Genomic DNA, 20,159 nt, shown 5'->3' with positions numbered 1-20,159 from the left:
CGGAGAAGGACGTCCTCCTCCGTTCCTGCAGCGCCGGTCAGTAATCGCGTTCGAAGAACACACCGGCGCCGGAATCACCATCGCTGCCGACGGAGCCCTTGGCCTTGAGCTGCGGCGTCACGTCGAGGTTGATCGTGCCCTTGGTCTTGCCGGCAGCACCCGCTTCCACGCCAAGATAGACATTGTCGCGGATATAGCGCCCGGCCTTGACGCCGGCATTGCCTTCACTGTCGGTGGTCACATCGAGATCATCAAGGCCGGTGCCCTTGCGCAGGCTGTCGAGCAGGGATGAATTCGATCCGCCGGCCAGCTCGGCCGCAGCGGCAGCCAGCCGCGCAATCTGCAGCGGCGACAATTCACTGATAGAGCGATTGAAGATCAGGCGGGCCAGCACCTCGTCCTGTGGCAATTCCGGCTGCGACGAGAAGGCGATCTGCAGATTGGATACCCGTCCCTTGACCGTGACATTGACGGTGATGTCGCTGCTCTGGGTGCTGGCCACGAAGTTGAGTTCCGGATTGAGGTCCCCGACCAGCGTGACCTGGCCTTCGGTGAAGGTGATACGCTGCCCGAGAATTTCCAGACGTCCGCGCACCAGGTCGAACGCACCGACCGGCTGGATATCGGTTGCGGGGCCGGTCAGCCGCACCGAGCCGCCGATTTCCGTATCCAGCCCACGGCCGCGCACGAAGATCTTGTTGGGCGCCGTCACATTGATATCGAGCCGCACCACACTCGGCCGCGCGGTGGGTGTTGCCGTGGCGGGCTGATCGGCCTTGGCACGCTTCAATGTCTTGGCCACGGCCTTCGGCGTCTTCTTGTGCTTGACGTCGATGACCGCCGATGAACCGCCAAAACTTTCGGGAACGCTGATTTCCGCACGGTCGACATTGATATTGCCGGAAATCACGGGATCACGCGTCAAGGGGCCGTTGATGCCGAGCGCGCCGGTCAGCGTGGCAACGACAAGATTGCCGTCGGCATAGCGGGCCTTATCGAGCTTGATCTGGATGTTGGCGGGGAAATTGGCCGCTGCATCGGTGGAGACGGTGCCGGTGGCGCTGACAGTGCCGCCGGTGGAAAGCCCGGCATTGAGCGTGCGGATGGTTACGGTCTGTCCTTCCATGCTGCCGAGCAGCGTAATGCGCTGCAGCCGCAGATTGGTTTCGGGATCCACCACTTCGGCGCCATTGGCCGAGAACATGCCGCGGATGAGCGGCTGCTGGAAGCTGCCGGAGACGGATGCGGTGACATCAATATTGCCCTTCGCCTGCGTGCCGCGATCGGCAAGGAAGCGGTTGGCGAGGGCCAACGGGATATTGCCGGTTACATTGATGCCTAGCCCGTTTCCGGAAACCGGCACATTGCCATTGGCCGACACGGTGAAGCCCTGAGGCCCGTCAGCCTTGGCCGAGGTCAGGGTCAGCGTATCATTGGCAAAGCGGCCCGCAGCGGTCAGCTGCAACGGCGACAGACCGGCGTCCTGCAAAGGCTTGGCGGACAGGCCCGACCCCTTCAGGTCAAACTCCGCATTGGGCTTCTGCAATGTACCGGTAATGCGGCCCCTGCCGGTGACATTGCCCGCAAGGTTCTGGTCCTTGACCACGCCATTCAGGGCGCGCAGCGGCAGGTTGCCGAGCGTCAGATCGACGGCAAGCTGTCCCGGCGTCAGCGGAACCGAACCTTTGGCCGATGCATCGAGCCCATTGGCGCCGGTCAGGCGCGCATCGACATTGAGCTGATCCGTGGTCGAGGTGCCCTTGGCGTCCAGATTGAGACCATCCAGTCCGGCCTTTTTCAGCATGGCGGCCGTGATCGCACGGGCCTGTACATTGAAGTTCACGTCAGGCTTGTCGCGCGTGCCGCCGATTTTTGCCGTGCCGTTGATTTCGCCGCCCAGTCCCAGATCGGGCTTGACCGCATTGGCAACATCGAGCGGCAGCTTCTCGATGGCAACGGCGAGGTCCAGCTTTTCAGCGACATCGCCGCGAATCGTGACCTTGCCCTTGCCGATATCGAGAATGATATCGCCGAAGGAAACATTGCTGCCGGCGACATTGATGGCGGCTGGCTGAACCAGCCGGGCGGCAAGCGCGCCACGGGTCAGGTCCGCATTGGCGAGCGACAGGAGAAAACCCTTGTCCGTCGGTTCGAGCGAACCGCCAACGGATGTCTTCGCACCATTTTTCAGCGCGGCGTTCAGCTTGAAATCGGTGGTCTTGCCCTGTTGCGCCGCCTGGGCATCGAGGGTCGAGATATCGACACCACCGGCCGAAACCGTGGTGGCCGTGATCGTGCCATTGGCGGACGGAACCTTGAAGATGTTCTGGGCGGCCAGCGCAACCGCCGCTTTGCCGACGGTGACATTGCTGGCCTTCAACCCGTCAATATCGCCTTTGATGTCGATGTTCTGGCTCTCGTCATCATGGTTCAACGCAATGGCGGCATTCGCCTTGCCGGTTGCCTCCAAGAGGAACAGGGCTGCCGCCGTCGACACGTCGCTGGAAGCCAGCGTCAGGTTGCCTTGAAGCAGTCCCTTCTTGTCCTGGGTGACGTCACCGCGCAGCCGTGTGCCGCCGGCAATGAACTGGACATTGCTCAGGCGTTTTTCATCCTTGTGCAGGGCCAGTTCCGTGGCAAGATCCGCCCGCACGCCATCGAGGAACGCCAGGCCGGATACCTTGCCATCCAGCGCATCCTTGAGCAGAAGCCCATTGAAGGAGAACGCGCCTTCGCTGAGCTTGCGCCCGGAGAGCTTGCCATCCGGCACACCGGCATTGAAGGCGAGAGCGATGATGCCGTCACTGCCGCGCGCGCTGCCCTTGACCTTGAGCGCCCCGCTGGTCTTTTCCGACAGAAGCGCGAGGTTGGTGAGATCGAGACCGAAGTCGAAATTGGCGGCGCCCGTGGCAAAGGTGCCATTGGCCGTGACCAGCGTCTGCGGGTTTTCAACCCGGAAATTTCTGGCGCTGAGGCCCGCTTCGCCGCGTGCAAGGCCGCCGGTGATGCGCGTTTCGCCCTCGAGCACGCGATCCGCCGCATCAATGCCGAGCTTCATGCCGGTTGCATGGCCGTCCAGCATCAGATTGAAGCCGCCCGTCAGCGCTTCGACAGCACCATTGGCTTTCAGATCAAGCGAACCGGCGAGATCGCGTCCGGTGAGTTCCGAAAACGGTGCGATGCTCGATGCCTTGACCAGGATGTCGCCATTATAAATGAACTTGTCGATGGTGCCCGCCAGCGACGTGCTGAAGCCATTGGCGGCAACCAGCGCCTGTTTGAGATTGACCGGCGTACCGGCCTTCCAATTGCCGTTGATCTTCAGCTGGATCAGGTCGCCCAGCGCCTTGGCGATATCGGCGCGCTTGGCCGTGATGCCCGACACATCGCCGTTCACATCATAGCTCAGGGAACGGGCGGCCGGATTGTCGAGATTTTCCGCCAGACCTTTGGCAACAAGATTGACCGATTTGGCGGCCAGACTGTTGGTGGTGAGGTTCGTGACATCGAGCGTGCTCGACCAGTCATTGCCGGCACTCGTCCCGAAGGCAACCGCCAGCACCGCCTTGTCGACGGTTGTCTGGCCGCCTGCAACCGGCAAAATGACCTTCTTGCCACTAGGATCGGCAATCGAGGCATTCACCTTCAAGCGGCGCAAAAACCCATCGTTGGTTGTATCGGCCGTCGCATCGACCGCAAGGGCAGCGCTCTTGATGTTCAACCGGTCAAGTGAAACACCACCGGCATCGCGCACCACGCCATTGACCACGAGCGCCGTATCGTTGCCGAAGAAATCACGGAAGAGCGGCGGAACCAGCATGGCGATCGCGCCATCGACGGTTGTCTTGAACGCAAGCCCCTCACCCTGACGGTTGATCTGCGTGCTGCCGGTGAGAACACGCTTGCCCGCGGCGTCGAGTGTCAGCTGCAAGGCAATGTCGCTGAGCGGACCCGATCCCTTCAAGGCAAGTGCAACCGGCGGCCTGCCTTCGATATTGAGAAGATTGGCGGCAATACCGTTCTGCGGTTCATTGAGCGACAGATCCAGATCAAGCTTCTGGCTTTCCTTGGCATAGGCCGCCTTGATCGCAAAGGTACCGCCCGGGCCATCGAGACGCTGCACCTTGAGGTTCGAATCCAGCGAGCCGCCATCGAGTGTCAGGCTGCCGGCCAGAGAGATTTCCGACTTCAATCCGAAAATGCTGTCGCCGAAGGCAATGCGTCCCACCTGCAAATTCTGCAGGATGACCGCAAGCGGCAATTCCGGCAGGCTGAATCCTTTAGCCTCGGGGGAAGGCAGGCTGCTGGTGTCCGGCAACGGCTTGCGGATGACATCGATGCGTTCGGCGCCGAGGCTGTTGATATCCAGCCGCCCGCGCAGCAGCGCCAGACGGCTCCAGACAATTTTCGCGTTGGTAATGCGCAGCCAGATTCCTTCACGGTCGGCAATGGTGATGCTGCCGATATTGGCTTCCGACGACAGGACGCCCTGAATGTCAGAAATGGAAATCTGGCGATTGGGCGTCGACAGCTGTTCCTCGACAAAGCTGAGGAAATAGGACTTCTCCGCCTCGGCGCTATCCTGCGCCAGGGCCGGTGCTGCAAAGAGCAGAAGGAATATGACTGCGAAAATCCGGATCAAAACGCCTGTCCTATACCAACATAGAAAGCAAAACTGGGGTCATTGGTCTGCCGGTCGAGCGGCATCGCCACGTCGAGACGGATGGGGCCGAGGCCCGTATTGTAACGGATGCCGGCGCCAACGCCGACACGCAACTGCTGGGCAAAATCAGGAAAAGACTCTTCGCCCACATAGCCCGCATCGACAAAGCCGACGGCACCGATAGTGTTTGTGATCTTGGCGCGCGCCTCCACGGATCCTTCGACCAGCGACCGCCCGCCGATCACATAGCTTGTGCCATTGCGCTCGACATTGACGCCGATGTTGCGGTAGGCGTAACCGCGCACCGAACCGCCGCCACCGGCAAAAAACAGCTGGTCCGAAGGCAGCTCGGCAATTTCTGCGCCGACAATTGTGCCAAGTTTCAGGCGGCTGGCGAGCACGAAGCGGTCGTCCTTGCCGAAGCCGAAATAGGTGCGGCCCTCCGCCGTGAACTTGGTGGCGAAATTGCCATGCTCGATCTCGTAGAACGGCGCCAGCAATCCTTCCAGGAAGTAGCCGCGCGCCGGATCGACCTTGCTGTTGCGGCTGTCATAGGTGAGGCCACCCAGCAGACCGACGGTGAGAAAATCGCGCGTGCCGAAGAAATCGTCCTTGAACTGCGATTTGGAAACATTGGCCGTCAGTTTGCCCGAGAGTTCGTCGGAGAAAATCTGGGTGAACCCGGCATCCGCTGTAATCGATGTCTGCGTATAGGCATCGAGCACCTTGCGCTCGCCAATCAGCGAGGCGATGAAATCGGTATCAGGCGTATAGACGCCAGGCTTGGTGAAACTTGCACCCAGCAGATAGCTGTATTCCGAGGGATCGTAGGACTGGCTGCCGATGCCGCCGATCTTCGCGTCGATGCGCAGGCGTTCCGCCCGGCCGAAAAGGTTGCGGTGCAGCCAGTAGGTCTCAAGGCCGAGACCGTCCAGTGTCGAATAGCTGCCACCGACGCCGAAACGGCGCAATTTCTGCTCCTGCACCGCCACCGTGATCGGCAGCAGGCCGTCGCTGCCAATGGCATCGCCCTCCTCGATCCGCGCGGAGCGGAAGACCTCGAGGCGCGACAGCCGTTTCTTGGCCCTTTCGATTTCGTCGGGATCATATTCCTGTCCCGGCTGCAGGCCGGTGATGAACGCCACGAATTCCGGGTCCATGCGCTCGGTACCCTTGACCTGCACCGGCCCGAAACCGGCCTTGGCGCCGGGGTCGGCATCGATGGTCGCATCAACCCGGTTGTTCTCGTGGTCGGCGACGACTTCCCGGCTGACAATCCTGGCCTTGGGGTGCCCCTGCTGGCGCCAGGCATCGACCACCAGCCGTTCGGCCTTGACGATGGCTGTCGAGCGGGCAATCTCGCCGGCGACGTAGCCCTGCTTTTCCGGGCTTTCGACAAAGTCTTTCGGATCAAGTGTCGGCGGCGCCATGTTCTTGACCCGGGCCGAGGCGAACAAGAATTGCGATCCGGGATCGACCGAAATGACCACCTTGGCCGGCTTGGACAGCACCGCATCCGGCGCAATATCGCTCGCCTCCTTGCCGTCGACGAGAATGCTGATGGTGCCGCCATAGCGGCCATCGGCATAGAGTGCGCCAAGTATGCGGCGGTAGTCTCCGCGCGCCTTGGCAAGCAGTCCCGCCGCACCGGATGCAGGCTTGTCCTTGTCGGCAAACAGGCTCGATGCGCCCTCTACAAGGGTCTTGGCTTCGTCGCTCGTCGAAGCAGCGGTTTCAACCGTGTATCTCTGCGGATCAGCGATGACCGAATCAGCATCGTCTTCCTTCTTGGCACCCCAGAGATGAACGCCGAAAAGATCAAAGGCCTGGGCAGGCGAGACAAAGGCTGTAAGGGCCAGCAATGCGGCACCGAAACAACTGGCCTGTGGGCGCTTCAAGTCCATCAACCAGCAAATTCCCTACACATCAATAAACACAAGGATACACCGCAGGAAACGTGCGCACGCCGCCTGCAATTGATAAAATTCGCCCTTCGAGCTTAAGAAAACGATAACATGCCGGGAAAAGCTGGCCAACCCGCAATGGTGCCCGACCGGTCATACAACCTGGCATGAGTGGCCATATCGCCACAAAACCGCGATACAAGCGCATTCAAGGGCCCAATCACTTTTTATGTGGCACGTGCAATAGTTTGCCACAAAACCGCTTGAAGGCAGAAGAAGCGCCTGATTCGGCAGACGCTCTTCTTGCTCGCAATCCAGTTTATTCGGCAGCGGCGAGCCAGCCGCCCTGCGGGCCAGCATCGGCGGGCATGGCGGCGCTGATATGCCCGGCGATGATTTCAGCCGTGGCAGCAGAAAGCGTCCAGCCGAGATGACCATGGCCGGTGTTGTAGAACACGCCGGACCGCTTGCCCGCGCCGACGCGCGGCAGCATGTTCGGCATCATCGGGCGCAGGCCGGCCCACGGCACCACATTGGACGTATCCATGCCGGGGAACAGGTCGCGGCTCCAATCGACCAGCGGCTTGACCCGGTCATGGCGAATGTCGCGGTTCTCGCCATTGTATTCGGCCGTACCGGCCACGCGCAGGCGCCCCGCCCCAAGGCGGCTGGTGACGATCTTGGCGTCGTCGTCGAGCAGGCTGACCCAGGGGGCCGATTTCTGGCTCGCGGCGTCATCCAGATTGACGGTGATGGAGTAGCCCTTGACCGGATAGATGTTGACGCGATCGCCCAGCTGGGCGGCAAATTTGCGGCTGGCAATACCGGCGCAGATGACGATGGCGTCAAAGCGTTCGGTCTCCGTCCCGGCATCGGCAGCGGACGCCTTGTTCCATGCGACCACGACGCCGCCGGTGCCATGCTTCAATTCGGCGACATCGGCATCGCCGACGAAGCGCACGCCATGACGGATGGCGGCGGCGGCAAGCCCGCGGGTGAATTTGTGAATGTCGCCCGTCGAATCGGATGGCGTGAAGAAACCGCCATAGAAGGAACCGTTCAGGGCGGGTTCAATGCTGCGGATTTCTTCATTGGTAACGGCCCGACGGTCAAGCCCCCCGGCTTCCAGCAGCCTGTTGACCTTGATGGCGTGATCATAGCCGTATTTCGAACGGTAAATGTGCAGGATCCCGCGCTTTTCCAGGTCGAAATCGATCTTTTCCTCCGCAGCGATTTCAAACATGCGCTTGCGTGCTTCAATGGCGAGCCTGGTGGTGGCGATGGTGTTTTCTTCGTAATGCGGGATGTTCATGACGAATTCCGCCATCCAGGAATATTTATGCCAGGAGGGTTTCGGGTTCATCAGCAGCGGCGCGTCCTTGCGCAGCATCCATTTCATGCCCTTGAGCACTGTCGACCAGCTGTTCCACACTTCCGCATTGGATGCGGAGAGCTGACCGCCATTGGCGAAGGATGTTTCCATGGCCGCATAGCGATTGCGGTCGAACACGGTGACGCAATAGCCCTGGCGGGCAAGCGCATAGGCGGTTGTCACGCCGGTGATACCGGCGCCGATAATGGCGATATGGGTCATGATGCAGCGGTCCTCAGACAACACATGGTTTCAGTTTCGCCGTTGGCAACGGCACGAAACCCCATCTGTCACGGAACCTGAGAGCTTGGCCCTTCGCGCGCCCGCCGGATGTTTATCATCCGTGTCGTCGGCGCCTTTTTCCGGTCATGCAACCGGGCAGGGCTTTCTCCTTCGGTGGGCACATCTCTTGCGAGTTATGCCTCTCTCCAGATGTTCTAGACTATTCTGGTCCTTTTGCCTGAGAGTTTCCGGGGCGGTTGCTCCATCGGCGCCGGTTTTACCGGTCTCTCCCAGATAGTCTGTGCGAACGCGGGATATATATCGCAGTTGCGAGACGAGAACAACTGGCTAAGAAGCGCCGCAGCAATTATGCTGACTGAAAATCGCCCAGCCTTCCGGAGGAATTTATGAAGCCTGTCTTTCTGCAACTGCAATGCGCACCCGGCAAGACGTACGAAGTTGCAAAAACCCTGTTCGAGCGTGAAATCGTCTCCGAACTCTATTCGACCAGCGGCGAATTTGACCTTCTGGCCAAGATCTACATTCCGGAAGATCAGGATATCGGCAAATTCATCAACACCAACGTGCTCGATATATCAGGCATTGCGCGATCGCTGACAACGCTGACCTTCACCGCGTTCTGACAGGCGCTCGGCGGGGCGAGACATTACGTCCCGTTTCATGCGCCCGGCATCTGCCTTATGTAATCAATGCAATGAATCACGCCCCTTCAAGGCAATAAAATTCCATTCTTTTGCCATGGGAGCACTTTTTCTGTAAGAGATGCTCCCTCGCCCGTCATCAGCAGGATTTTCGACAATGCCTCCTTATCGTTCACGCACAACCACACATGGCCGCAACATGGCAGGCGCCCGCGGGCTCTGGCGCGCCACCGGCATGAAAGACGAGGATTTCGGCAAGCCGATCATCGCCGTGGTGAACTCGTTCACCCAGTTCGTGCCCGGCCACGTGCACCTGAAGGATCTCGGCCAGCTCGTGGCGCGCGAAATCGAAAGCGCAGGCGGCGTCGCCAAGGAATTCAATACCATCGCTGTCGATGACGGCATCGCGATGGGGCATGACGGCATGCTCTATTCCCTGCCGTCGCGCGAAATCATCGCCGACAGCGTCGAATACATGGTCAATGCGCATTGCGCCGACGCCATGGTCTGCATTTCCAATTGCGACAAGATCACGCCCGGCATGCTGATGGCGGCGCTGCGCCTCAACATCCCCGTCGTTTTCGTCTCCGGCGGGCCCATGGAGGCGGGCAAAGTTATCTGGGAAGACAAGGAAAAGAAGCTCGATCTGGTCGATGCCATGGTTGCAGCCGCCGACGACCGCATTTCCGACGAGGAAGTGAAGGCCATCGAGCGCTCGGCCTGCCCGACATGCGGCTCCTGCTCCGGCATGTTCACCGCCAATTCGATGAACTGCCTGACCGAGGCGCTCGGCCTTTCCCTGCCGGGCAATGGTTCGACGCTCGCCACCCATGCGGACCGCCGCCGCCTCTTTGTCGAGGCCGGTCATCTCGTGGTCGACCTCGCCCGCCGCTATTACGAGCAGGACGATGAAACCGTCCTGCCGCGCTCCATCGCCTCCTTTGCCGCGTTCGAGAATGCCATGACCCTCGATATCGCCATGGGCGGCTCGACCAATACGGTGCTGCACCTGCTGGCCGCCGCGCATGAAGCCGAAGTCGATTTCACCATGAGCGATATCGACCGCCTGTCGCGCCGCGTGCCCGTGCTGTGCAAGGTGGCGCCGGCTGTTGCCAATGTGCACATGGAAGATGTGCACCATGCTGGCGGCATCATGGGCATTCTCGGCGAACTCGACCGCGCCGGGCTGCTCGACACATCGGTCTATTCGGTGCATGCCGCCAATCTCGGCGCTGCTCTTGACCGCTGGGACGTGGTGCGCACCAAGAACAAGTCGGTGCATGATTTCTTCATGGCCGCACCGGGCGGCGTGCCGACGCAGATCGCGTTCAGTCAGGACCGCCGCTTTGCCGATGTCGATCTCGACCGCGAAAAGGGTGTCATCCGCAATGTTGAACACGCCTATTCGAGAGATGGCGGCCTCGCCGTGCTCTACGGCAATCTGGCGGAAGACGGCTGCATCGTCAAAACCGCCGGTGTTGATGATTCCATCCTGAAATTCTCCGGTCCCGCCCGCATTTTCGAAAGCCAGGACAGTGCTGTTCTCGGCATTCTCAATGGCGGCATCAAACCGGGCGATATCGTGCTGATCCGCTACGAAGGCCCGCGCGGCGGACCGGGCATGCAGGAAATGCTCTATCCCACCAGCTATTTGAAGTCCAAGGGCCTCGGCAAGGCCTGTGCGCTGATCACCGATGGCCGCTTCTCCGGCGGTTCGTCCGGCCTTTCCATCGGCCATGTTTCACCGGAAGCTGCGGAAGGCGGCCTGATCGGTCTCGTCGAGGATGGCGACATCATCGATATCGATATCCCGAACCGCGGGATTCATCTGGCTGTTGACGATGCCGTCCTGGCAGAGCGCCGCGCAAAGATGGAAGCAAAGGGCACCGCCGCGTGGAAGCCCGAGGAAAAGCGCAAGCGCAAGGTCACGACGGCGCTGCGCGCTTACGGCGCCATGGCGACCAGTGCCGCCAGGGGTGCCGTGCGCCAGATTCCGGACGACTGGAACTAACCAGGGTTCAAGGAACACCTACTGGAAGCGGGCTTCCAGTAGGTCGATATCCCGCACCATTTTCGTGGCAATGGTGCTTTCGAGCCGCCGCGCCCGCACCAGGCGGTGAATTTCCTGCCGTTCCGCCCGAAGCGCGGTGATGCGCAGCAGCTTCTCGATCTCCTCGCTCCGCGCCACTTCTTCGCGCTCTTCACCGAGCTGCATGCGCCCGTCGATACGCTTGCGGTAGAGCTCCATGATGTGGTTGGCGACATCCGTATAGATGTCGGCATCGGCACGGCCCGATGCCAGACTGTGCTGGGCCCGCTCGATCGCCATGATTGCGGCTTCCGCCGCAGCGATACGGGCATAATCCTCTTCGCGCTGATTTGAATCCTCGATGGGCAGATCGATATTGCGCAACAGGCGCGGCAGGCTGATGCTGGCCATGATCAGCGACAGGATGATCACGCCGGTGGCGAGAAAAATGACGAGATCGCGGGCCGGAAACAGCGAGCCGTCATAGAGAAACAACGGCAGTGTCAGGATACCCGCAAGGGTGATGGCGCCGCGAACGCCGGCAAACGACATGGCGGCAATCAGCTGCCAGCTCGGCTTGACCACAGCCTCGCCCTGCCTGCGGCGCTGCGCCATGGTTACGCGCCATGACGCCCAGACCCAGAGAAAGCGCAAGGCAGCCAGGGCGGCATAGATGACCACCACATAGACCAGAAGCCACCAGGGGCTCGTCTCGCCGTGCCGCACGTTCGCGACGGCACCGGAAAAAATACCCGGCAGCTGCTCGCCGAGCAGAACGAAGATGGCGCCATTGGCGGCAAACTGCGCCGTATCCCACACCGCCGTGCGGCGCACGCGGGTCAGCGCCATGGACTGGGCCGTGTTCTCGGCATAGCTCATGGTGATACCGGCCGCGACAGCAGCAAGGATGCCCGACGCATGCACATGTTCGGCCAGGAGGTAAGCGCCGAAGGGAATAAGCAGGCTGATGAGAATCTGCGAGCCGCTTTCCTCGCCGAGCTTGCGGGCAAGAAAAGCCTTGCCGCGCGTGACCCCGATGGTGACACCGATACCGATGGCAATGCCCGCAAAAGCAAGCCAGAGGAAGGTAAAGAACGCCTCGGTGATCGAGAAGCTGCCGGTCAGCATCGCGGCAACGGCAAAGCGCATGCACACGAGGCCCGACGCATCGTTGAGCAGGGATTCGCCCTCGAGGATATGCATCATGCGTGAGGGAATGGGCACGCGCGCCGCAATGGCGGAAACGGCGATCGGATCGGTCGGCGAGACGATGGCCGCCAGCGCGAAAGCCACCGGCAGAGGCACGGAAGGGATCATCCAATGCACGAAAAAGCCGACGCCGACCACCGTGAAGATGACAAGGCCGAGCGCCATTTCCAGGATGATGCCCTTGTCCCGGAAGAGACCTTCCTTGGGGATGCGCCAGCCATCGAGAAACAACAGCGGCGGCAGGAACAGCAGAAAGAAAATATTGGGATCAAGTTGTACGCGGATGCTGGTGACCGAGGCAATCGCCGCGCCAAGACCGATCTGCACCAGCGGCAGCGGTATGGCCAGAGGCAGCACGCGCACGATGGAGTCACTGACCACGACGGCCAGAAGCATCAGCAGGACGATGGTGATTGTTTCCACGGCGAATCCATATTGATTGTCGGTGCAGGATGAAGGAAAGGCCGGTGCTTTGTCGAGGCGAACCTTGGCAACTTTGCGCCCATATCATGCCGATTGGATGAATTGGCGGCAAAGCACGACATTTCCGCGACAATCAATTTTACGTTTACGTCAATGTAATACTTGCATGCGCACCGCCTATCGCCATAGATAGAATTGTTGAGTAGCATGTCTGGGGTTGGAGGACCGTGGGCCAGCTACAAGGAAACCATCAGGGGAGGTTAATGTGGCAAAACAGACAACGCCGGTAAAAACATCCGTGACAGCCAAGCGCGCCACTGCAAAGGCAGCGCCAGCCAAAACGGCGAAACCCGCCGCCAAGACTGCTAAAGCCGCCGCGAATAAACCAGCTGGCGAGGTCAAGAAAACGGAAGCCGCCAAGACGGTGAAACCCGCTGCAGCAAAGACGCCGGCCAAGACTGCCGCGACAGTGGCAAAACCCAAAGCTGCGGCAGCGGAAAAGGTGGCGGTGAAAGCGCCCGCCAAGACACCCGCGGCAAAGAAGCCCGCAGCCAAAGCCAAAACTGCGGCGCCAGCCGCCGAGGCAGCAACGGCAAAGGCGGCGCCCCTCGCCGAGATGCCCGCACCGAAACTCTGGGTCAAATCCTATCCGGACGGCGTTCCCGCCGAGATCGGACCGCTGCCCTACGAGAACATCAACGCGCTTTTTGCCACCGCCTACAAAAAATACGCCAACCGGCCGTCCTTTACCTGCATGGGCAAGGTGATGACCTATGCGGAGATGGATCGTCATTCACAGGCATTCGCAGCATGGCTGCAATCGCGCGGGCTAGTCAAGGGCGACCGGGTTGCGGTGATGATGCCGAACATCCTGCAATATCCGGTGGCTATCGCAGCGATCCTGCGTGCGGGCCTGACGGTCGTCAATATCAATCCGCTTTACACACCGCGCGAGCTTGAACATCAGCTTAAAGACAGCGGCGCGAAAGCGATCATCATTCTCGAAAACTTTGCCACGACACTGCAAAAAGTGCTGACGGCGACGCCGGTCAAGCATGTTGTCGTTGCCACCATGGGCGACATGCTGGGCCTCAAGGGCCATATCGTCAATCTGGTCGTGCGCCGCGTCAAGAAAATGGTGCCAGCCTGGTCCCTGCCCGGCCACACGCCGTTCAAAACAGCGCTGGCGCAAGGCGCTGCGCTCACGCTGAAGCCGGTCGAGATCAAGCGTGATGATATCGCCTTCCTGCAATATACGGGGGGTACGACGGGCGTTTCCAAAGGCGCGGTGCTGATGCACAGCAACATCGTGGCCAATGTCACGCAGATGCGCCTCTGGGTTGAGGTTGGCTTTCGCAAGAAAGGCCGTCCGGACAATCTGACATTCATCTGCGCCTTGCCGCTCTATCATATTTTCGGCCTCACCGTGAATGCGATGATCAGCATGGAACTCGGCGGCAACAATGTGCTGATCCCCAATCCGCGCGATATCCCAGCCTTCGTCAAGGAATTGCAGAAGGTGCCGATCCACGTTTTCCCCGGCCTCAACACGCTCTTCAACGGGCTGCTCAACAATGAGGATTTCCGCAAGCTCGACTTCAGAAACCTGATCCTCACCCTGGGCGGCGGCATGGCCGTGCAAAAGCCGGTCGCCGATCGCTGGTTCCAGGTGACGGGCGGCCTGATCACCGAAGGTTTCGGTCTTTCCGAGACATCGCCTGTTGCATCGGCCAACCGGCTGGATGCGACGGAATTTTCCGGCACGATCGGCACGCCGCTGCCATCGACCGACTTCTCGATCCGCGATGATGACGGCAAGGAACTGCCGTTGCTGGAAGTTGGCGAAATCTGCATTCGCGGGCCGCAGGTCATGGCCGGCTACTGGAACCGTCCCGATGAGACAGCCAAGGTCATGACGGCGGACGGCTTTTTCCGCTCGGGTGACATGGGCTACATGGACGAGCGCGGCTACACCAAGATCGTCGACCGCAAGAAGGACATGATCCTGGTATCCGGCTTCAACGTCTATCCCAACGAGATCGAGGAAGTGGCCATGGAGCATCCTGGCGTGCGCGAGGCGGCGGCAATCGGCGTTCCCAACGAGCACTCCGGCGAAGTGGTGAAACTCTTCATCGTGCGCAAGGATCCCCTGCTCACCGAAGAGGCCGTCAAGGCATTCTGTGCTGAACGGCTGACCAACTACAAGCGTCCCCGGACGGTCGAGTTCCGCGATGAACTGCCCAAAAGCAATGTTGGCAAAATCCTGCGGCGCGAATTGCGCGGCTGATATCCAAGAAAGCCGCCTTGCGCGGCTTTCTTCTTTTTCAGACGCTTGCGCGCCGGTAGAGTGCAAGCGAACCGGCAAGCGCCAGCAATGCACCGCCGCAGATGCGGTCAAGCCACAGCGCGCCTGATTTCTTCAGGACGCGGACGGCCTGCGAACCAAGCAGGGCGTAACCGAACATAATTGCAAAATCGAGCGTGGCGAAAATCACCGCCAGCACCGCATATTGCGGGATCTGCGGCATATCGGGCGCGATGAACTGCGGCAGGAAAGCCGAAAAGAACAGGTAACCCTTGGGGTTGGTCACCGCAACAAGGAAGCTCTTGAGAAAGATGGCGCGGGTGGTTGCCAGCGGCTCATGCGTGGCAGTGCGCAGCGACAGGTCAAGCGTTCCCTTCGAGCGCAGGAGCATGAGGCCGAGAAAGGCGAGATAGCCGGCGCCGAGCCATTTGACCACCGAGAACCAGAATTCCGAGGCTGCAAGCAGGGCGCCAAGGCCAAGGGCAACGGAGCCGATCAGAACGAAATCGGAAATGACCGCTCCCATCATCCCCGCCAGCGCACGGCGGACGCCGAAGCGCGAGCCATTCGTCAAAGCCAGGAGAACCGTCGGCCCGGGTGTTGCTATGCCAATGAAGGCAACCAAGGCAAAGGCCAGAAGTGTTGCTGCGGTCATGATCATTCCCCCTCGGCGCCAGATTGCGGGCATCCCCGCCGCTGACATTACCCATGGCAAGCGGCCGGTCAAGCGGGTGTGCATCCCCGTCCTTCACCGGGAAGGACAGGGCAGCGGGCGATTAAAGCGGCTGGCCGACATCAATTCGGTTGCCATCGAAATCCTCGAAGACAAAGGCCCTGAGGCCATAGTCCTTGTCCTTCAAACCCTTGATGATGCGCAAACCTTGTGCCTGGCAGATCGCGTGCAGTGCATCGGCGTTGTCCACCATCATATGGATGACATTGAAGGGCGCGGCCTTGTGGCCCTTCTGCAATGTCAGGTGCAGCTCGGCATTGTTGCGTTTCAAAATCATGAAACCGACGGGATCGCCATTCTGGAAAGTTTTGGAAAAGCCGAGAATGCCCGTGTAAAAATCATGGGCGCGCTGCATATCCGCAACCGGCAGCATGGCTGCGATGCGTCCGAAATGGATGGAGCGGGCGGGACTATCATTCATGTCATAACCTCATGGTTTGAAAGCTCAGGCAGGCTTTCCCGGACGGTGCCGGTTGGAGCTGCTGCTTTCGTCAATCAGATCATGAGACGGTGCCCACGGGATTTCTATAGCGTGAGGTATTGCCTCCATCAACCCCGCAAAGCTTTGCCGCGGCCCGCCAGAAAGTCCGGCAGGTCGGCAATCGAACCCAGAATGGCATCGCTGAGCGAGGCCAGATCATCCAGCGTGCTGTTGCCGGAGAGAACGCCAACAGCCAATCCGGCACCGGCCGCATGGGCCATTTCCAGGTCATGACCGTTATCACCGACCATGGCGATGGCGCTGGCCGGAATGCCTATCCTGGCCGAAAACAGCTCCAGCTGGTCGGCATGGGGTTTTGCCCGTGCCACGGAATCGTAGCCGATGATGACCGAAAAGAGCGGCGTCAGCCCGAGCGCTTCGGCCGTGGCGCGCGCACCGGCCTCCGAATCATTCGTGGCAATGCCAAGGATAAAACCCTGCGCCGCCAGCCGTTCCAGCGTCTCGCGCAATCCATCGATGCCGACGGCCCGCCGCGATCCCTCGCGGACAGCGTAGTCATCATAGGCACGGATACGCTCGCGTTTTTCTTCCAGTGTCAGTTCCGGATGCCAGAGATCGACAATGTCGTTGATCGTTCCCGCTGCGACAACCGAGCCGCCGCGGAACCGTTCCATCTCCCAGTCGTAGCCGCCCGCCGCGACAAGCGCGCGGGCCCGGTCCGCATCGCCGTTCGCCGCCTTGTGCGCCAGTTCCATGGTGATGCCGAACCAGGTCCGGTTGAAATCGACCAGCGTTCCATCCTTGTCAAACAGGATGGCGCGGATTTCCGAGGGGTGCGCGCCGGGCATCAGGCTTCCAGCGAGCCTGGCCGCGCCTGTTCGGAGCGCTTGGAGCCCAGGAGCTTGAGAAGGTCGTCGCCCCGGCGGGTGTAACGATGGCTGCGGCGCGTGAGGATACGGCCTGCCTGCGGCGCTGTCAGCGTGATATCGCCGGAGGGATCGCCGGGAACGGTCACGACCGTGACAAGTTTTGCACCCGCCGCAACTTCGTCGCCAATGTTCACGTGGAACAGGATCATGCCGCCCTGCGGCGCGCGGACCATTTCAACGTTTTCGAGCGGCGTAACCGGCCCCTTGAAATCAACCGTCAGCGTGACGGCGGGATCGCTGACCACCCCGCGATGAACGAGGAAACGGTACAAGCCTTCCGCATCCGCCTTGCCGGTTGCGATATCGACATCGTTCAACCCGCGAAACTCGACCGTTGTGACCGCACGCCGCGTCATGTCGCGCTTGCCCTGCGGCAATTGCAGCACCGGATGGGCGCAGGCTTCCTCAAAGGCCGCATCGGCCGTGCTGTTCCAGGACAGGATCGCCGTTGACCCGAGCGCCGCGGCCAGATCATACATTTCCGGCAGGAATGCCTGATGGATATAGAGATAGTTTTCACTCTCGTCATCGCAGTGCAGGTCGAGGACGATGTCGTGCGGCAAAGCAAGGCGCAGCAATTGCGCCTTCAACCGTTCAGCCAGGGATTTTGGCGCATCGAGCGGCACCAGTCCCGATGTGTCGAACGTATCAAGCAAAGGGAAAGAGCGGTTGAAATTGCCGCTGGAAAAGAATTCGAAACGGCCGAGATGCTGGTGCGACAACCACTGGGCGGAACCAACCGGATTGGCCTGCGGAACAATGGTGATATCGCCGGCAATCCGCCCTTCCCTGCCGGCCTTTTCCAGCATTGGGATGAGGAAATGCAGGGCTGCCTGTCCCGGCAGTTCCGAACCATGCAGCGAAGACTGCAGATAGGCGCTGACGGCCTTTTCATCCTTGCCGGCAAAACGCAGCACACGCAGTTCGATATGATTGCCCGGCACATCGCCGGCCAGCTGAATCGTTTCCGTCTTCATCAATGCTTTTCCAGTTCCTCACTTCCGGCCCTGGAGCAGACGCCGGACACCCATTCTGTTTGTTATCGGGCCACTATAGCCTATTTGCCGCGACGCTTCCTCAAGTGCGCGACAAGACCTTGCGTGGATGCGTCCTTGCCCTTTGGTTTTGCCTCGCCGGAGACGATCGGCAAAAGCTCCGTTGCCAGCTCCTTGCCAAGCTCGACACCCCATTGATCGAAGGCATTGATACCGAAAAGCTGGGCCTCGACAAAAACGCGGTGCTCGTAGAGCGCGATCAGGCGGCCCAGCGCATAGGGGTCGAGTTTGTCATAAACGATGGTGATCGACGGCCGGTTGCCCTTGAAAACGCGGTGCGGCGCAATGCGGTTCACCTCGGATTTCGGCAGGTTCTTTGCCGCGAGCTGTGCCTTGGCTTCCTCCAGCGTGCGGCCTTTCATCAGGGCTTCCGACTGGGCCAGGCAATTGGCCAGCAGCATTTCGTGCTGGTTGTCGAGATGCGGCTCGTGGCCCTTCGCCGCCACGATGAATTCGAGCGGGATCGTGTCCGTACCCTGATGCAGGAGCTGGAAGAATGCATGCTGGCCATTGGTGCCTGGTTCACCCCACACCACCGGACCGGTGGGACCGGAAACCGGCTTGCCGTCGACAGTGACACCCTTGCCATTCGATTCCATATCGAGTTGCTGCAGATAGGCCGGCAGGCGGGCCAGCCGCTGATCGTAAGGAATGACAGCGCGGCTGGTATAGCCTGAAATGGCGCGGTGCCAGTAACCGACCAGACCCAGCATCATCGGCAGGTTCTTGGAAAGCGCTGCCTTGCGGAAATGTTCGTCCATCGCATGGGCACCATCAAGGAACCGGCCAAAGTTCTCCGGCCCGATGGCAATCATCAATGGCAGGCCGATAGCCGACCAGATGGAATAGCGGCCGCCGACCCAATCCCAGAAACCGAAAATGCGATCCGCCGGGATGCCGAAAGCGTCGACCTTGTCGAGCGCTGTGGAAACGGCGGCAAAATGCTGTCCGACGGCCTTTTCGCCCAGCGCATCGGCAATCCATTTGCGTGCAGCCCGGGCATTGGTCATGGTCTCGATGGTGGTGAAGGTTTTCGAGGCGATGATGATCAGCGTCGTTGCCGGATCAAGGTCTTTCAGGGTATCGGCGATATGCGCGCCGTCGACGTTGGAGACGAAATGGGTCTTCGGCCCGTCGTGATAGGGGGACAGGGCGAGCGTCGCCATGGCCGGTCCAAGATCGGAGCCGCCAATGCCGATATTGATCACATCGGTGATCGGCTTGTTCTTGGAGCCCTTGATGGCGCCGGAGCGCAGGCCATCCGCATAGGCGCCCATGCGCTTCAGCACGTCGTTGACACCGGGCATCACGTCCACGCCATCGACCTTGACCGGCTTGTTGGAACGGTTGCGCAGCGCCACGTGCAGGACAGCGCGGCCTTCCGTATTGTTGATTGGTTCGCCGGCAAACATCGCGTCGCGCCGGGCTTCGACATGGGCAATCTTTGCCAGATCGGCAAGAAGAGACAGCGTCTCGTCATTGACGAGGCATTTTGACCAGTCGAGGAGAAGATCATCGAGACTGAGGGAATAGCGGGAGAAGCGTTTGGGATCTTCTGCAAAGGCCGCCCGCATGTTTTTCGGCGCGCCGCTTTTGAAGTGTGCTTTCAATGCCTGAACCGCACCACGCAGGTCGTTCGCTTTCACCGTCGCCATATCTCTCTCCTGAAGTCACGCCTTGATCCCGGCAGGCAGAAACCTGCCACTGGAATCATTTTTTTTCAATCGATTTAGATCGTACGCTCATAAATCAGAATCTCTTCCGATTTAACATCAGGTAAGTCTGCGCCGCAAATCCGGGCGGAACTGCGGCGCGAAAGTTTACGAGCCCTTGATGGCTGCGAGAACGTCGTCATACGCCTTGCAGGCGTCTTTCAGATCGGTCTGGCCCTGATACTTGGCGGCCAGTTCCTGCATCTTGGTAACGATTCCCTGGGCCTTGGACGGATCCTTGGTAACGACCTGTTGAACGGCGGCGGTGATTTCACCGGCCTTTTTGGTCAGCTCTTCCTGGGTGCAGGTAGGGGCTTTGGAGCAACCGACGAGAGCGACAGCCAGCAGCGAAATGCCGGCGACCATTTTCAATTTCATGTGCAGTCTCCCTTGATGAGATGAGTGAGGTAGAAAAATACTTGGGTCAGTACTTTGTGGCCGTCATCCCTGCGGAATCACAAAGTCTTAATCCTGTTATTACACCGTTCCTGTCCGGTCC

At 60.2% G+C, this 20,159-nt stretch carries 13 protein-coding genes and 1 riboswitch; of the genes, 3 read left to right on the top strand and 10 right to left on the bottom strand.

From position 1 onward, the window contains the following. Positions 1–37: 37 nt before the first annotated feature. The 3 genes from ACTJJ7_RS09935 to ACTJJ7_RS09925 all read right to left on the bottom strand — a co-directional run bounded on the left by ACTJJ7_RS09935 (position 38) and on the right by ACTJJ7_RS09925 (position 8,161). Positions 38–4,642 carry a translocation/assembly module TamB domain-containing protein gene (locus tag ACTJJ7_RS09935; protein WP_440966816.1) on the bottom strand — a complete coding sequence of 1,535 codons (4,605 nt, stop codon included), beginning with the start codon at positions 4,640–4,642 and terminating at the stop codon, positions 38–40. Then, entirely contained in the window at positions 4,639–6,567 is a 1,929-nt protein-coding gene (locus ACTJJ7_RS09930) for an autotransporter assembly complex protein TamA (protein ID WP_440966814.1), read from the bottom strand. The genes ACTJJ7_RS09935 and ACTJJ7_RS09930 overlap by 4 nt, the downstream gene beginning before the upstream one ends. Positions 6,568–6,886: 319 nt before the next feature. Further along, on the bottom strand, positions 6,887–8,161 hold the full coding sequence (locus ACTJJ7_RS09925; protein ID WP_440966812.1) for a D-amino acid dehydrogenase: 1,275 nt from the start codon (positions 8,159–8,161) through the stop codon (positions 6,887–6,889). Positions 8,162–8,377: 216 nt separating this feature from the next. Then, a riboswitch (glycine riboswitch) is annotated at positions 8,378–8,464 on the bottom strand. 104 nt (positions 8,465–8,568) lie between these two features. Between ACTJJ7_RS09925 and ACTJJ7_RS09920 the strand changes: the two genes are divergently transcribed. Together ACTJJ7_RS09920 and ilvD are read left to right on the top strand one after the other, a co-directional pair. Further along, positions 8,569–8,805: an Lrp/AsnC ligand binding domain-containing protein gene (locus tag ACTJJ7_RS09920; RefSeq protein WP_105733984.1), complete on the top strand. Its 237-nt coding sequence runs from the start codon at positions 8,569–8,571 to the stop codon at positions 8,803–8,805. 175 nt (positions 8,806–8,980) lie between these two features. After that, positions 8,981–10,834, top strand: coding sequence for a dihydroxy-acid dehydratase (gene ilvD / locus ACTJJ7_RS09915; protein WP_105733985.1), 1,854 nt, complete (start codon positions 8,981–8,983; stop codon positions 10,832–10,834). A gap of 18 nt (positions 10,835–10,852) precedes the next feature. Here the strand turns inward: ilvD and ACTJJ7_RS09910 are convergent, their stop codons facing one another. Beyond that, positions 10,853–12,484 (bottom strand): Na+/H+ antiporter, encoded by a 1,632-nt coding sequence (locus ACTJJ7_RS09910; RefSeq protein WP_440966810.1) that lies wholly within the window; start codon positions 12,482–12,484, stop codon positions 10,853–10,855. Between the two features lie 265 nt (positions 12,485–12,749). Between ACTJJ7_RS09910 and ACTJJ7_RS09905 the strand changes: the two genes are divergently transcribed. Next, a complete protein-coding gene (locus tag ACTJJ7_RS09905; protein WP_440966808.1) occupies positions 12,750–14,771 on the top strand; it encodes a long-chain fatty acid--CoA ligase in 2,022 nt (673 codons plus the stop codon). Positions 14,772–14,808: 37 nt separating this feature from the next. Here ACTJJ7_RS09905 and ACTJJ7_RS09900 read toward each other — a convergent pair whose 3' ends face one another. The 6 genes from ACTJJ7_RS09900 to ACTJJ7_RS09875 all read right to left on the bottom strand — a co-directional run bounded on the left by ACTJJ7_RS09900 (position 14,809) and on the right by ACTJJ7_RS09875 (position 20,038). Further along, positions 14,809–15,444, bottom strand: coding sequence for a LysE family translocator (locus ACTJJ7_RS09900; RefSeq protein WP_440966806.1), 636 nt, complete (start codon positions 15,442–15,444; stop codon positions 14,809–14,811). A 121-nt stretch (positions 15,445–15,565) separates the two neighbouring features. After that, positions 15,566–15,943 (bottom strand): glyoxalase superfamily protein, encoded by a 378-nt coding sequence (locus tag ACTJJ7_RS09895; RefSeq protein WP_440966803.1) that lies wholly within the window; start codon positions 15,941–15,943, stop codon positions 15,566–15,568. Positions 15,944–16,071: 128 nt separating this feature from the next. Next, positions 16,072–16,812, bottom strand: a complete 741-nt coding sequence (locus ACTJJ7_RS09890; RefSeq protein ID WP_440966801.1) for an HAD family hydrolase — start codon at positions 16,810–16,812, stop codon at positions 16,072–16,074. Then, positions 16,812–17,870: a peptidase M14 gene (locus tag ACTJJ7_RS09885; RefSeq protein WP_440966799.1), complete on the bottom strand. Its 1,059-nt coding sequence runs from the start codon at positions 17,868–17,870 to the stop codon at positions 16,812–16,814. The genes ACTJJ7_RS09890 and ACTJJ7_RS09885 overlap by 1 nt, the downstream gene beginning before the upstream one ends. Before the next feature lie 80 nt (positions 17,871–17,950). Continuing rightward, entirely contained in the window at positions 17,951–19,579 is a 1,629-nt protein-coding gene (pgi, locus tag ACTJJ7_RS09880) for a glucose-6-phosphate isomerase (protein WP_440966858.1), read from the bottom strand. 189 nt (positions 19,580–19,768) lie between these two features. Then, positions 19,769–20,038 (bottom strand): hypothetical protein, encoded by a 270-nt coding sequence (locus ACTJJ7_RS09875; RefSeq protein WP_105733992.1) that lies wholly within the window; start codon positions 20,036–20,038, stop codon positions 19,769–19,771. Positions 20,039–20,159: the final 121 nt, after the last annotated feature.

This window comes from Phyllobacterium sp. 22229 (genome assembly GCF_052056495.1).
Classification (GTDB): Bacteria; Pseudomonadota; Alphaproteobacteria; order Rhizobiales; family Rhizobiaceae; genus Phyllobacterium; species Phyllobacterium myrsinacearum.
Note: the sequence above shows the minus strand (reverse complement) of the source record. Positions and strands in the feature narration are given on the sequence as shown.